Annotated in this window: 12 protein-coding genes; 6 read left to right on the forward strand and 6 right to left on the reverse strand. The window is 68.3% G+C overall.

All coding sequences use genetic code 11. The annotated features are described in order from the left end of the window. Nucleotides 1–93: 93 nt before the first annotated feature. A complete protein-coding gene (locus G6O68_RS12340) occupies nt 94–519 on the forward strand; it encodes a hypothetical protein (RefSeq protein ID WP_165248135.1) in 426 nt (141 codons plus the stop codon). Between the two features lie 119 nt (nt 520–638). On the opposite strand, the gene G6O68_RS12345 is transcribed toward G6O68_RS12340, so the two are convergent. The 4 genes from G6O68_RS12345 to G6O68_RS12360 form a co-directional block, all read right to left on the reverse strand. Then, a complete protein-coding gene (locus tag G6O68_RS12345) occupies nt 639–2,318 on the reverse strand; it encodes an exodeoxyribonuclease VII large subunit (protein WP_165248137.1) in 1,680 nt (559 codons plus the stop codon). Continuing rightward, entirely contained in the window at nt 2,279–2,803 is a 525-nt protein-coding gene (locus G6O68_RS12350; RefSeq protein ID WP_165248139.1) for an exodeoxyribonuclease VII large subunit, read from the reverse strand. The genes G6O68_RS12345 and G6O68_RS12350 overlap by 40 nt, the downstream gene beginning before the upstream one ends. 275 nt (nt 2,804–3,078) lie before the next feature. Continuing rightward, nucleotides 3,079–4,377 (reverse strand): TIGR03915 family putative DNA repair protein, encoded by a 1,299-nt coding sequence (locus tag G6O68_RS12355; RefSeq protein WP_165248141.1) that lies wholly within the window; start codon nt 4,375–4,377, stop codon nt 3,079–3,081. Then, nucleotides 4,374–5,597 (reverse strand): putative DNA modification/repair radical SAM protein, encoded by a 1,224-nt coding sequence (locus G6O68_RS12360; protein ID WP_165248143.1) that lies wholly within the window; start codon nt 5,595–5,597, stop codon nt 4,374–4,376. Before G6O68_RS12360 ends, G6O68_RS12355 begins: the two co-directional genes overlap by 4 nt. A 419-nt stretch (nt 5,598–6,016) precedes the next feature. Between G6O68_RS12360 and G6O68_RS12365 the strand changes: the two genes are divergently transcribed. The 5 genes from G6O68_RS12365 (at nt 6,017) to G6O68_RS12380 (ending at nt 9,086) form a co-directional block, all read left to right on the forward strand. Continuing rightward, a complete protein-coding gene (locus G6O68_RS12365) occupies nt 6,017–6,673 on the forward strand; it encodes an N-6 DNA methylase (RefSeq protein WP_165248145.1) in 657 nt (218 codons plus the stop codon). A 43-nt stretch (nt 6,674–6,716) separates the two neighbouring features. Beyond that, nucleotides 6,717–7,142: a hypothetical protein gene (locus G6O68_RS12370; RefSeq protein ID WP_206108085.1), complete on the forward strand. Its 426-nt coding sequence runs from the start codon at nt 6,717–6,719 to the stop codon at nt 7,140–7,142. Beyond that, nucleotides 7,129–7,581, forward strand: a complete 453-nt coding sequence (locus tag G6O68_RS32380) for a hypothetical protein (RefSeq protein WP_206108086.1) — start codon at nt 7,129–7,131, stop codon at nt 7,579–7,581. Before G6O68_RS12370 ends, G6O68_RS32380 begins: the two co-directional genes overlap by 14 nt. Beyond that, a complete protein-coding gene (locus G6O68_RS12375; protein ID WP_165248147.1) occupies nt 7,582–7,836 on the forward strand; it encodes a hypothetical protein in 255 nt (84 codons plus the stop codon). A 185-nt stretch (nt 7,837–8,021) separates the two neighbouring features. Further along, nucleotides 8,022–9,086 (forward strand): SDR family oxidoreductase, encoded by a 1,065-nt coding sequence (locus tag G6O68_RS12380; RefSeq protein WP_165248149.1) that lies wholly within the window; start codon nt 8,022–8,024, stop codon nt 9,084–9,086. A gap of 176 nt (nt 9,087–9,262) precedes the next feature. Here G6O68_RS12380 and G6O68_RS12385 read toward each other — a convergent pair whose 3' ends face one another. Next, entirely contained in the window at nt 9,263–9,529 is a 267-nt protein-coding gene (locus G6O68_RS12385) for a hypothetical protein (RefSeq protein ID WP_165248151.1), read from the reverse strand. A gap of 788 nt (nt 9,530–10,317) precedes the next feature. Further along, nucleotides 10,318–13,227 carry a BamA/OMP85 family outer membrane protein gene (locus G6O68_RS12390; protein WP_240911152.1) on the reverse strand — a complete coding sequence of 970 codons (2,910 nt, stop codon included), beginning with the start codon at nt 13,225–13,227 and terminating at the stop codon, nt 10,318–10,320. Nucleotides 13,228–13,574 lie beyond the last annotated feature (347 nt).

Genomic DNA, 13,574 nt, shown 5'->3' on the forward strand with positions numbered 1-13,574 from the left:
GATGTAATCCACGGGCCGGGGGATGGCTCCCCCGACGCTGGGAACCGGAATTGCTCCTCTACCTGACGAACTGACGAACACGGGGAGCAAACCATGGCCGAAAAGACCGGCGACGTCTCGATCGGCAAGTTCGACATCCTGGCGACCTACACCTACGCCAAGGCCCTGCTCGACGGCCTGGACGACGCGGAAGCCCGCGAACGCGGGATGGTCGCGGCCGTCATGGGCGCGAAGGCCAAGCTCGGCAGACCGGGCGGCACGACGAAGGACTACCACGACGACAAGTCGGCCGCCGAGAAGAAGAAAAAGTCGACCATCACCGCGGGTTCGTTCGACAAGCAGGTGGCCGACAAGATGGGCCCGTTCTTCGATGACACGTTCCTGCCCGCGATCAAGAAGCTGGCCGAGGCGGGGCTGTCCTACGACGAGGTGAAACGCCTGGTGAAGATCCCCAGGGTGTGGGGAGCGAAGCTCAGCGGCGAGAAGTTCAAGGAACGGGCGGCGGTGGCGAAGAAGTGAGACTGTCTCAGGCATCTGCGCGGACGCGCACGACGCATCTCTTCCCTGCTCCGTAATCGATCCCATGCGCCATCAGAATGGAATGTCATGCCCGTCGGCCTCCATAGGAGCCGACGGCCTTAGAGGAGAGATCGACTTCGCGTGCCCATTCGAAGGTGGAGCTTCCACGACGGCTGCGTCCGATTCGAAACACTGGGACAGGGTGACCTGCACGGCGTCGAGCCGAGTCTTGCACACCTTTGTTGGCCTGCATCGCCGTCTCGACCCTCGGGACGAGCTGGTCGATGTCGGGATCCTACTGCTGCGAGAGCCAATCGGAAGTCTCTTTCAGCAGCTTGTAGTTCTTGTTGAAGCTCGTGCCGTCGAGATTCTCGCTCACGATTTGTCCCCTCCCTGAAATTCGTCATTCTACACCCGAACGGGGCCGTCGTGGAAATGCACGCTGAAGCCGGCGGCGTGGGCCGCGTCTGCACGCCTGGTGATCGGTCGGCCGTCGCGATCGCGAAGCCGCGTCGAAGGGTCGGGTTCGGGCCGAGCCCCATGACCAGCCTCAGTTGGCCATCGACATTGGTTCGGGCGGCCTCCACCATCGACGCCGCGCCCGCCTCGATCTCGGCGAGCCCGGCTGACAAATGGTCCGCCGCTTTCTCGGCCGACCGGCTCGATTCCCGACGCAACTCCGTCAGGTTGTGCTCGAGATCGCACCTCGCCGCGTCGATCGCCGATTCGGCCTTCAACGCCAGGATGTTGGCCGTCTTCTCCTGATCGGCGATGCGCATTTGGGCGCGGTGGACTACCGCGTCGATCTCGCCCTTCAACCGCGATCCCGCTTCGCAGGCCGCCCGATCGGCCAGATTCGCCAAGCGGCCACGCTCGGCACCCAGCCACAGGGCGGCCTCGCGGGCGTGATGACCCGCGGACGTCCTGATCAGGTTCATGAACTCCTCACGATCCTTGGACGCTCGCTGGAGGACCGACGACGACCCATCGCGGAGCCGCGTCGCCTGCACCTCGACGGCGGCCCGCTCCTGTTGCAACCGATAGAACGTGCTGGTGCGGATCAGGACTATCGATCTCTCCCGATCGGCCTCGGCACGCCCGACGGCCGTCTTCGCGCCGGTCTTGATCCGTTCGGCCTGCGTTTCGACGGCGGTTCGTTCGCGGGCGAGGATGGGGCCGACTTGCAGCTTGATCCTCTCGACGGCGGCCATCGCCTCGACGGCGTTGTCGCGGATGGAGCTCATGATGTACAGCGCCGCCTTCGAGGGCGTGTCCAACCGCCGATGGGCGACCTCGTCGAGGATGGTCGAGTCGCGCTCGTGCCCGATTCCCGTGAGCACGGGGATGGGCGACGAGCAGAGCATCCGCGCCACATCGAAGTCGTTGAGCCAGGCGAGGTCCGTTACAGAGCCGCCGCCCCGGATGATGACCATCGGGTCGAAGGCCAGGAGGCGATGGGCCGCCAGGGCCTCGTCGAACGCGACTCGCATCGACGCAGGCACGTCCAACCCCTGGAACGTAGCACCGAAAAACGCGATGTTGCACGGCCCGACCCGCTGCAGGCGATCCGTCTCGCGTCGAAAATCGCCCAGGCGCGCGGAGGTATCCGGGCTGATGACCGCCACCTGCAGGAACTCGATGGGCGGGAGGAGCGCCTGGTTGCTGCCGTAGATACGCTCGTCTACGAGGCGTTGCGGGATGCGGGCCAGCTTGGCGGCGAGGTCGCCCAGCGTGTAGGAGGGGTCGACGTCCTCGATGATCAGGTCGAGCCCGTAGAGGGCGTCGAAGCGGACCTGCACCTGCAGAAGATCTTGCTGTCCGTCCGCAGCCCTTCGCCCGTGGCCTCGACGAACTTCGATGCGATGCCGGTGGCGCGGGCTTTCCAGATGATCCCCTTGGCCCTGTCGAGCGGGTCGCCCTGGCCGTTGCGCTCGGTCAGCTGCAGGTACACGTTGCAGTTCTTGGACGACGATTCGCTGATCTCGGCGCGCACCCATACCGCTTCCGACAGGTTCTGCGAAAGCACGCCCTTGATGCGTCCGAGCAGTTCGGACAGGGTGATGCCCTTCTCGGACTCGCCGTCCGTCACCATTTCTGTGCGGGGCTGCGCGCCGGCTGGCTTGAGCAGCCCTGACGGAAACCACGCCTCGTCGAATCCGCGCAGGTCTGTCCTGGCCGGCATGTACCACAGGAGGCGCGTGCCGTCCCAACGGGCGCCGAGGGCCTTCGCCTCGTCCTTGCGCGCGTAGGGGACGTTCAGGTGTATGCGGCTCTCGTGGATCATTCCCTTTCGGATCCCGCCTGCGTCGGCCTATGGTACGAACGCGGGAACCTACCATCGGAAGAGGAATCGGCCAAGGCGAGCTACTGTACGAACGGCCAGGATACGTGCCGGGAGCAGCTTCGTGTCAGGAGTCGGCGGCATGGGGCCGGTCAAAGATCGAAGGGGCGGGCGTCAACAGCGCCTGGGAGGAACGCCGAGGAGTGGAAGCCGGGACTCACCTGAAAGGAAGGCGCGTCAGGTGCCATCCCGGAGCATTCCGGCCTGCCGGAGGGCGGCTACGCAAGCCTCCGCGCGAGCGCGAGGTGGGCGACGAGCTCCGCCCGCGTGCCGCCGCGGGACGCACACACCGGGTGGACGGTCGCCACGACTTTGAACCCGCCGACCGCGTCCACGACCTCGCCGCGGCGGTCGACGAACCGGAACAGCGGCCCGAGCACCGCCCTCGCCGCCGCCGGGCCGAGGCACACCACCACGTCAGGCCTGACCGCGGCCAGTTCCGCGAGCAGCCACGGCCGACACGCGGCGGTCTCGCGCGGCCCGACCCGCGCGCCGTCGCCCGCATTGCGTTTCACCGCGTGCGTCCGGTACACCGCCGCGGGGTCGAGGCCGGCTTCGTCCAGCGCCTGGTCGAGCAGGGCGGCGGCCTCGCCGCCGAAGGGCCGGTCGCTGACCACCACCACCCGCGCGCTCGCTGGCCCCTCCCCGAACATCGGCGGCGAATCCGGGGAGCACAGGCCGCATGCGTTGCAGCCACGGGCCGCCGCCCTGAGGCCGTCGAGGTCGCGTGTCGCCGGCAGGAAGTCGGCGGCCGACCGGGCGCACCCCTCCTGGTGCGCGACCATCGCCGCAACGCGGGCCGGCGCCTCGGCCAGCAAGTCGGGGATGATGGCCGCCTCCGGAAGCGTCGCCCAATGCCGAACCGGGAGCTCCTTCTTCATGGCCTTGATCTTGATCCGCGCGGGGTTGAACGTCGACCGGTAGTACGTCTTCCACATGTCCTCGAGTTGGTCAGGCGGGGGCGCGTCCTTCGCCGGCACGCCGGGGCCGAACTGCAGCCCGTCGCCGTCCCACAGCGCCGACTCGTCCGGCGTCAGGATCGTCCAGAGCATCTCCGGGAAGCGGCGGGCGAAGAAGGGCGCGGCCCGGCGCAGGATGCGATGGTCCGGCCGGTGCCAGGCGACGAAGTGACCGCCGACGTCGCGGAAGCGGACGAACGCGTGCATCTTGTGGACGTCGCGGCGGACGGACTTCTCGGCGTGCAGGAGCCAGCCCACGTCGTCGTCGGTGGCGAGGTCGAGCAGGTGCGGCTCGCCGTGGGTGAGCCGCCACAACGCGCGATACAAGCACCCCCACCGTCGCGGGTCGCGGTGACACGCGACCGACTCGGCCAGCTCGACGAACGCCCGCGGCACGTTGAACGTCCCGCCCGCGGGCGCGGCGGGGAGCGCGTCCGCCGCGAACAGGCCGGTCGCGGCACCGTCGTCGAAAATGACGTCGGCCGGTGGAACGCCCGCGGCCAGCAGCGTGCGGGCGGCGGGACGCCATGCGGCGAAGTCGGGCGCGGAAACGATCATACGTCGACCAGGTGGTCGAAAAGAGTCGCCTGCACTAGCTTCTTCTTCAGGCCGACCGCGTCGAGATGGCGCACGGCCGCGTTGTGGCCGACGGCGAGTACGAACGGGGCGGCGGTCTTCCAGTTCACCCGCAGCTTGCGCAGGTCGTCGGTCGTCACCGGGTGGTGCCGGCGAATCGCCAGGATGCGGTCGACGTTCCGCACCCCGACGCCGGGGACGCGCAGCAGCATCTCGCGAGGGGCGGTGTTCACGTTTACCGGGAAACGGTCGCGGTTCGCCAGCGCCCAGGCCAGTTTCGGGTCCATGTCCAGCGCCAGGTTCGCGCCCGGGGCGACCACCTCGCCCACGCCGAATCCGTAGAAGCGCAGCAGCCAGTCGGCCTGGTACAGTCGGTGTTCGCGAATCAGCGGCGGACGGAGCGCGGGCAATCGCGCGTCGGCGTGCGGCGTCGGGCTGTATGCCGAATAATAGACGCGCCGCAGCCCCCGGGTGCGATACAGTTCGTCGGCGGTCGCCAGGATGGTGCCGTCGGCGGTCGGCGTCGCGCCGACGACCATCTGCGTGCTCTGACCGGCTGGGGCGAACGCCGGCGCCTTGAACCCTGCCTTCCGGTCGGCGGCGTGCTCGGCGATCCCCTCGGCCACCTCGCCCATCGTGCCGTCGATGTCCTCGCGAGTCTTCTCCGGGGCGAGGAGCTGCAAGTCCTGAGAAGTCGGGAGTTCGATGTTCGCGCTCAGCCGGTCGGCCCAGAGTCCGGCCTCCGCGACCAGTTCGGGGGACGCGCCGGGGATCAGCTTGAGATGGATGTACCCGCCGAACCCATGGTCCTCGCGCAAGCCGCGGGCGACCGCGACGAGCTGTCCCATAGTGCCGTCCACGCTGCCGACGATGCCGCTGCTGAGGAACAGCCCCTCGATGTAGTTGCGTCGGTAGAAGTCGATGGTGAGGCTGATCACCTCGGCCACGGTGAATTTGGCCCGCGGCGTGTCGCTCGACGCCCGGTTGACGCAGAACCGGCAGTCGTACACGCAGTGGTTGGTGAGCAGCAGCTTCAGCAGCGAGACGCACCGGCCGTCGGGGGTGTAGCTGTGACAGATGCCCATCCCCTCGGTCGACCCGAGCCGCGTGTCGCGGCGCTTCGTGGAGCTGCCGCTGCTGGCGCACGAGGCGTCGTACTTGGCCGCGTCGGCCAGTATGTCGAGCTTTCGGCGAATGTCCATGAGATTACCGCACCGGCCAAGGAAGTGGACTCGCGTCCACTGTATCATGCGGCAGGAGTGGAGCTCAATGCCAACTGCGGTCGGAATCTATTCTTGATTGCTTATCGGTCGGTTTTCGCCATACTGCTCGGATCAACACGAGCACGCCGCGACCGCATGTCCTCCTTCGCCGACCGATACGCCCACCGACGCGATGCCTTCCTCACGCACGCCGCCCGCGTGAAGGCTTCCCGCGACCGGCAATCGCTGCCGGCCCGGTGGCCAAGGAGATCTTCCCCAACCCGATGACCGGCTAGTTCAAGCCCGGCCGGCAGGCTATCGGCGAGGAACTCAAGTCGCTGCTCACGCCCGAGGAGTACGACTCGGCCAAGCGGAGGACTTTCAGCCAGTTTTTCACCTCGCCCGTCCTCATGGATGCGATGCACGACGCCCTGTCCAGGCTGGGCGTGCCTCAAGATGGCGTGGCCCTCGAACCGGGCTGTGGGGTGGGCAACTGCATGTCCCAAGCCCCGGCGGGCCGGCGGTTCATCGGCGTCGAACTCGACTCGCTCTCAGGCCGAACCGCCCGCGTCCTGCATCCGACGGCCGACATCCGGATCGAGAACTTCGGCGACACCAGGCTGCCCAAGCTCGACGCCGTGATCGGCAACGTGCCGTTCGCCGACGTGAAGCTCGAATACCAGGGACAGAAACTCTCCCTGCACGACTTCTTCATCGCCAAGTCGGTCGACGCCCTGAAGCCCGGCGGCGTGGTCGCGGTGGTTACCTCGCACTACACGCTCGACAAGCAGAACGCCGGGATGCGGATCGACCTCGCGGAGAAGGCCGACTTCCTCGGTGCGGTCCGCCTGCCGTGCGACGCCTTCAAGGCCGAGGGCACGGAGGTCACAACCGACATCCTGTTCCTGCGCAAGCGGGCTCCCGGCCAGGAGCCGAACCACGCCGACCCGGAATGGCTGGAGACCTCGGTCCTGGGCATCGACAAGGCCGACCTGTGGGAGATGGTGCTGGACGACTTGAGCCGAAGGACACGCTCTACGGCTCCGGCTTCTCGGTTCTGCCGGTCGGCGACCTGAAAGAGGAGCTGCGGAAAGCGGTGGGGGGGGGCAGGTCCGCGTCATGCTGGGCTCCACGGCCAAGATGGGCACCCGCACCAACGGGCAGAAGCGGCTGGCGGCCCTGCACCATCTGGACGCCCCGTGGAAGCTCGACGAGGTCGAGCAGCGGGAAAGACGCATCTTGCGGCAGGGCAACCAGAACAAGGAGGTGGCGATCTACCGCTACGTGACGGAAGGCAGCTTCGACGCCTACATTTCGCAGGCGTTGGAAACCAAGGCCCGGTTCATCGCCCAGGTGATGACCGGCGAGGCGGCCGTCAGGAAGGCCGAGGACATCGGCGGGCAGGAGCTATCCGTATGCGGAGGTGAAAGCCATCGCGTCAGGCAACCCGGCGTTGCTGACATTGGCCGAAGCCGACGCGGAACTCCAGCGGCTGGCGATACTGAGGAAAAACCACCTGGACGAGCAGTACGTGGCCAAGCGTAGCCTGCGCGACCTGCCGGACGATATCCTGCGGCTGGAGAAACCCCTGGAGGGCCCCACCGCCGACATGGCCACCATGGCGAGCAACGACGTGATTCCGAGCCAGGAGTCGATCGGCGAGAAGTTGAAGCGGATGTCGGAGAAGGTCCAGGAGACCTACCGCACAAAACTGGGGACCTATCGCGGGCTGGAAGCCAGCCTGGTTCTGCACCCGCTGGGCGGAACGGAAGTCGTGCTGGACGGAGTGACGCGCTGCCGCGAGACGCCGATGCGGGACAACCCCGGCGCACGCGCCGTGCTGAACGAACTGGAGCGGCTGGCGAACGGGTACGACTACGCTTGCCGGAGCAACCGGGCCGAGATCAGCGTGAAGCAGGGCCAGCTCGCGGATTTCGAGGCCCGCGTGGGGCGGCCGTTCGAGCATGCCGAGTACATGAGTTAGTTGTCCGACTTACGCGACCAGCTCCGGGCGGGGCTGTCGGAGAATCCGCCCGAGGGCCCGCTGGGCGAGCAGGAGCCGGCGGAGTCGCCCACGACAGAGGCAGAGCCCACGCAGGTCTCGGTCGCTCCGGAACCCGTCCACCAGCCGGAGCCGGAACCCGTGGTGATCGCCATGCCGGAGCCGACGAGGTCGGAGCACCGCCAGAGCGTGACGCGGCGCACGCAGGGGAACGCGGAGCAGTTGAGGCTGTTCTGATGGCCCGTCCTTCAGTTCGATGACACGGAATTCCCGTTCGAGGTCATCTCGCGACAAGGTCGTCTCAGGGCCGCGCTTCCCGGCCCGATTGGTCATCGGCCTCTGATTCGCGTAATGTCCATGAACGGGCGAGCTAACGACGAACCAACGACATCGAAGCACCGATCGGGAAAGAGACACTAGCCATGGCACAGAGAGCACTCATCGCGGGGGTGAGCGGGATCGTCGGCAACAACCTCGCCTCGCACCTGGTCTCGAAGGGGTGGGAGGTCTACGGCCTCGCCCGCAAGCCGCAAACCAACATCCCGGAAGTGCATCCGGTTGCCGCGGACCTGCTCGACCCCGACTCGCTGCAGTCCGCCCTGTCCGGGATCGATCCGACTCACGTCTTCATCGCGACGTGGCTCCGCCAGGCCACCGAGGCCGAGAACTGCAAGGTGAACGGCGCCATGGTGAGGAACCTCCTGAACGCCGTCGATTCGGCCGAGGGCCTCAGCCACGTCGCCCTCGTCACCGGCCTGAAGCACTATCTCGGGCCGTTCGAGGCCTACGCCAAGACCAAGCCGGTGACGCCGTTCCGCGAGGAGATGCCGCGCCTGCCTTACGAGAACTTCTACTACACGCAGGAGGACGAGGTCTTCGCGGCCGCCGAGAGGCGGGGCTTCGGCTGGAGCGTGCATCGCCCCCACACGATCATCGGATACGCCCTCGGCAACGCCATGAACATGGGCGTCACCCTCGCCGTCTACGCCACGATCTGCCGGGAGACGGAGAAGCCGTTTATCTTCCCCGGATCGCCCCAGCAGTGGGAGGGGCTGACGGACGTGACCGACGCCCGAGTCCTCGCCCGGCACCTGGAATGGGCCGGGACGTCGGAGGCCGCCCGGGATCAGGCGTTCAACATCGTGAATGGCGATATCTTCCGCTGGAACTGGTTGTGGCCGAAGCTCGCGGCGGATTTCGGCATCGAGGCCGCCCCTTATCCGGGCCACAAGTCACCGCTGGAGTCCCAACTGGCAGGCGCGGGGCCGGTATGGGCGGGTATCGCGGCGAAGCACGGCCTCGCCGAGCCGGATATCAACAGGCTCGCCTCGGCGTGGCACACCGACATGGACCTCGGGCGCGAGATGGAGGTCGTGACCGACATGACCAAGAGCCGACTGGCCGGGTTCCACGATTACCAGCCGACGCTCGGTTCGTTTCTCGATCTATTCGCCAGGTTGCGGGGGGATCGAATCATCCCCGCCTGATCGAGGGAGCGTCCGGGCAGTGCGCTTGACCCTGGCGATCCTCGCCGGCGACGTCTCGAGCAGCTCGCCGACGGTCAGCAAGTCGACGCCCGCCATCACGAGCCGGGACGCCGCGAGATGCCTCCACAGATACCCGCGAGCCCGCCCCTCGCCGTCTCCGCCGAGTTCCCCAGGTCTTAGCCCCCCGCGGCCGCGGCCCGACGAAGCCGGGCCGTCGCCTGGGCCAGTAGCGAGGGATCGCAACGTTTTCCGGTCGCCGAGCGGAAGATCAGGTCGTCCGGGTCGGGCCGGAGCCGGTCGTGGAGGCGGCGCAGGGGCCGGAGGACTCCCGGCAGCAGGACGATGCGGCGGGGCTTGCCGCTGTTGCGGGAGTTCTTCCACGCGAGCCTCGTCAATGTCCCGTAGACGGCCCCCGTCGCCGTACGGCCCGCGGCCCAGGACATTCTCGCCCCAGGTCGCCCGGTAGAATTCCGACGGCCTGGCTCCGGTAAGGACCAGGCAGCGTTGGAGCAGCGAGAAGTTGCGGGCGGCTTCGGTCTGAGGCTGGGCCCGGAGCCATTTGAGCCACCGGGCCGCGTCCTTCCGATCGCAGATCCGAACCCGGGCGGGCCGCGATCGGGGGGCCCGAAAGCCGACGAAAGGGTCGGCCTCCAGCAAGGGATCCAGCCCGCCGCCGGGGCGGATAGCCCAGCGAAAGGCCGTCCTGATGAGGCCGGTCGCCGTGGCCAAATACGTCGGAGAAACCCGCGACCCCGGCTTGACGCCGGGACGCTCGGCCCACCGAGCCGCGATCGCCTCGAGATGGGAGAGGCGGACGTCCGCGACGGGGATCGCACCGAATTCGCCGCCCGCGACGACGAATCCCGAAGCCTGGGTCAGGACGGTCGTCGCAAGGCGGACCGTCGCACGATCCATGTCCCCTCGTACGGCCCGCGTCCCGCAGGCGTCGAGGTAGAGATTGAAGAGGTCGGCGACCCGGACGTCGGGCCGGGGGGCCGCGACCTCGGCGGCGAGTGCCGAGTACCATGCCCAAGCGGCCGCCCTGTCGCGCTCGCCCACCTCCGCCGGGGCGGTGCGACGCCTGCCGGCGATCGTCGCCGCCCACCTCGAACGCTCGCGCCACCACCACGGTCCGCCAGGTCTCGCCACGGTCTCGACTCCTACTCTCGCGGGGGGTTTAGTACCGCCGAATAGTGTCGATCCTTTCGTTCTCCTGGATAAATAGCAATTCTCAGTAGCTGGCGCTCATGCTGAAGTTGAAGTAGCGGAGGGCGTCGCCCTCGGCGTACATGACGGGGAAGGCGAGGTCGAAGCCCAGGGGGATCGGCCCCATCGCGGGGATCATCAGGCGGAGGCCGGTGCCGACGGAGACCCGCAGCTTGCTGAAGCTGAAATCGTTCTCGACGGTGCCGAAGTCGGTGAAGACGACCTGATGGACGGTGTCGCCGGCGGTCCAGGGGAACTGGTACTCCAGCGAGCCCAGGGCCATCATCACGCCGCCGGTCGGGACCCCCATCGCCTTCGGGCTGACGGTGCGGTACTGGAAGCCGCGAAGGCTGCCGAAGTTGCCCGCGAAGAACCGCTCGTACACCGGCAGCGACTGGGTGGCGATGCCGAAGTGGCCCCGCAGGGTGACGAACCGCTTGCCGGTGCCGTCGGGGCGGCTGCCGGTCGTGTAGTGCACGCGGCCCTCGGCGTCGAACTTGGACCAGGTGTAGGTGCCCCAGCCTTGCTCGAAGGAGAACTCGGCGTACTGGCCCTTGGTCGCCATGAACGGGCTGTTGCGGTTGTCGAACCGGAGGCTCGGGCGGAGCGAGGCCAGGAACGAGTGGCCGCTGGCGGCCAGGTACTGGGCCGGGGCGGGGTTGCGATAGCCGTAGAAGTTCACATCCTCGACGCGGGCGGCCACGTCGACGTAGGTGCTGGTGCCGAGCTGCCGGCCCAGCGAGAACCGGCCGCCGCCGCGGGCCTCGCTCCAGTCGGGATACAGGCGGTTGAAGTAGTAGCCGGCCGCGGCCCCGCCGATCGGCAGGCCCAGCAGGTAGGGCTCGCGGAGGCTGGCCTGGAAGCGGTTGATCTGGGTGCCCGGCTGGATGTCCAGGCGGAACTCCTGGCCGCCGCCCCGGAAGGCCGTGCCGTTGAAGATGTCGTTGAACGAGCGCGGGACGTTGAAGAGGTCGAAGTTCTTCTCATAGACCGTGATGTTGCCGAAGAGGCCCTGGAAGCTGCTGGCCGCCACGCCGACCATGAACCGGCCGGTGGGCGCCTCCTCCAGGGTCGTCACGATGTCGGCGTACGACCGATTGGGGAAGGGGTCGTTGCGGTCGGGGCCGACGTCGGTCATGTTCAGGCCGGGGATGCTCGGGAACGAGCCGGCGGGCTCGCCCGAGCCGACCGGCGGCTGGCTCCGCCCGGCGGGGGCCGCGCCCAGGACGCCTGGCGCGGGGCCGACGGCCGGCGCGGGGACGCGGATCGGCGGCACCGTGTCGGCGGGGGGGCTGAAGTAGCCCCCGGAGCCGGAGCCGAACGGCTGGAGCATCGACGGGCCCGAGTCCACGGCCGAGCCGGCGGGCGCGGGGACGACCGTGTAGCCGTCGTCCTGCATCCGCACCCTCGGGGCGGCGGCCGGGGCCCCCGCCTGCGCGGGGGCGGGTGCGTTCGCGGACAGGGGTACGGTCGCCACGGCGGTCGTCGGGGCGGCGGCCTCGGCCCGGGCGACGCCCCGGGAGGGCTCGTCGGGGCCCTGCATCCGGGTGCTGCCGATCTCGCTGATCAGGGGCATCATGAGGTCACGGTACGGCTTGTCGAAGGGCCGCTCGTTGACGATCTTGACCTCGATCTGCTTGCCCATCTCGGGGTTCTCGTTGAAGTACCCGAGGTTGCGGAGCCGCTGCTGCGCCAGGGCCAGGCGGTTCTGGTCGAGGACCTCGCCGGGGAGGAGGCCGGCCTGCCAGAACTCGCGGCGGATCACGTCGTCGCGGGTGCGGGCGTTGCCCCGGACGATGATCTCGCCGAGCGTGAACGGCGCGCTCTCCTCGATCTTGTAGACCAGGTCGACCACCCCCGGCTCGTTGGTGAACCGGGGCTCGGCGATGATCTGGGTCTTGATGCAGCCCAGCTCGTAATAGCGCTTGAGCATCCTCTCGCGGTCGGCGTCGCGGACCGCGTCGAGGAAGGGCTTGTTGGAGTGGAGCTCCAGCCCCTCGCGGAGCTGCTCCTCCTTGATCCGGTCGTTCCCCTCGAAGACGAGGTTGCGGACGTGGTAGCGGACCCCTTCCGAGACGACGAACGTCAGGTGGACGTCGCCCAGGCCCTCGCCCGCGCGGGTGACGGGGGCGACGCGGACCTCGAAGAAGCCCTGGGACTGGTAGTACTCGATGAGCTTGCGGGCGTCCTCGTCGAGCATGTCGCGGTGGTACTTGCCGCCGAACCCGGCGACCACCGGCTTGCGGCTGGAGATCTTGGTCCAGAGCTGGGCGTCGGTGGCGAAGACGTTCCCCTTGAAGTCGATCGACGCCAGCTGATATTTGGGCCCCTCGAAGATCTGGATGACGACCTTGGTGTCGCCGGGATCGCCGCCCTCGAGGAGGGTGACCTGGGCCAGCTCGTAGCCCTTCTCGATGTAGAGCCGCTCGATCTGCTGGACGGCCAGCCGGGTGCGGGTAGGGTCGGCGCGGTTGCCGACCTTGAGCCCGGTGTTCTCCTCGATCTCCTTCTGGGAGACCTTCCGCCGGCCCCGCAGCTCGACCGCACGGAGGATCGGCATCTCCTTCACGCGGAAGATCAGGACGATCTTGCCGCTGCCGGGGGGCGTCTCCTCGTAGAAGGGCTGGACGTCGGTGAACCACTTGGTCGCGATCAGCGACCGCAGGTCGGCGTCCACCTTCTGCTGGTCGTAGGGGGCGTTGGCTTTGCTCAGCAGCTTGCCGCGGATCTTCTCCGCGGTGATGCCGGTGTTCCCCTCGATGCGGACCTCGACGACGGTCCCCTGGGGGGTCGCCTGAGCCCGGGCCGTCGGGGCCCCGGCCGCGAGGCCGAGGAGGGCGAGGGCCATCGCCAGGATCGGCGCGGCCGCCGGCGCCGGGATCCGGCGCGGGGGCTTCGGAATGATGACGTCGGCTTCGATGAGATTTCGCTCCACCGGACCCGTCCCTGGCGCCGGAAGGCGTCTGGTTACTTGATACGTCATGAGCGATCGTCCCCCGACCCGGGCCGACCGCGGCTCGCCTCGGCGTGGGCCGCGGCGGCGGAGGGGTCGGGCGGCCCGCAGGCTCGGTCGATCATCCCAGTCGAAGTCGAGGGGGCGACGATCGCCCCCCCATCCCATCCGGATCACGAATATGAGTCGCGACGCGGGCCCGCTCTCGGGGCCTCGCGGGGCGAGGTCGGCGTCCATCCTGGTCGCGACCGCCCCGACATCCGCGCGTCGCCCGCTGACGAAGACGTGACAGGCGGGGGCGTTTTACTCAAGTTCCCCCGCCGACGCAA

Origin of the sequence: Paludisphaera soli (genome assembly GCF_011064595.1) — a bacterium.
GTDB lineage: Bacteria > Planctomycetota > Planctomycetia > Isosphaerales > Isosphaeraceae > Paludisphaera > Paludisphaera soli.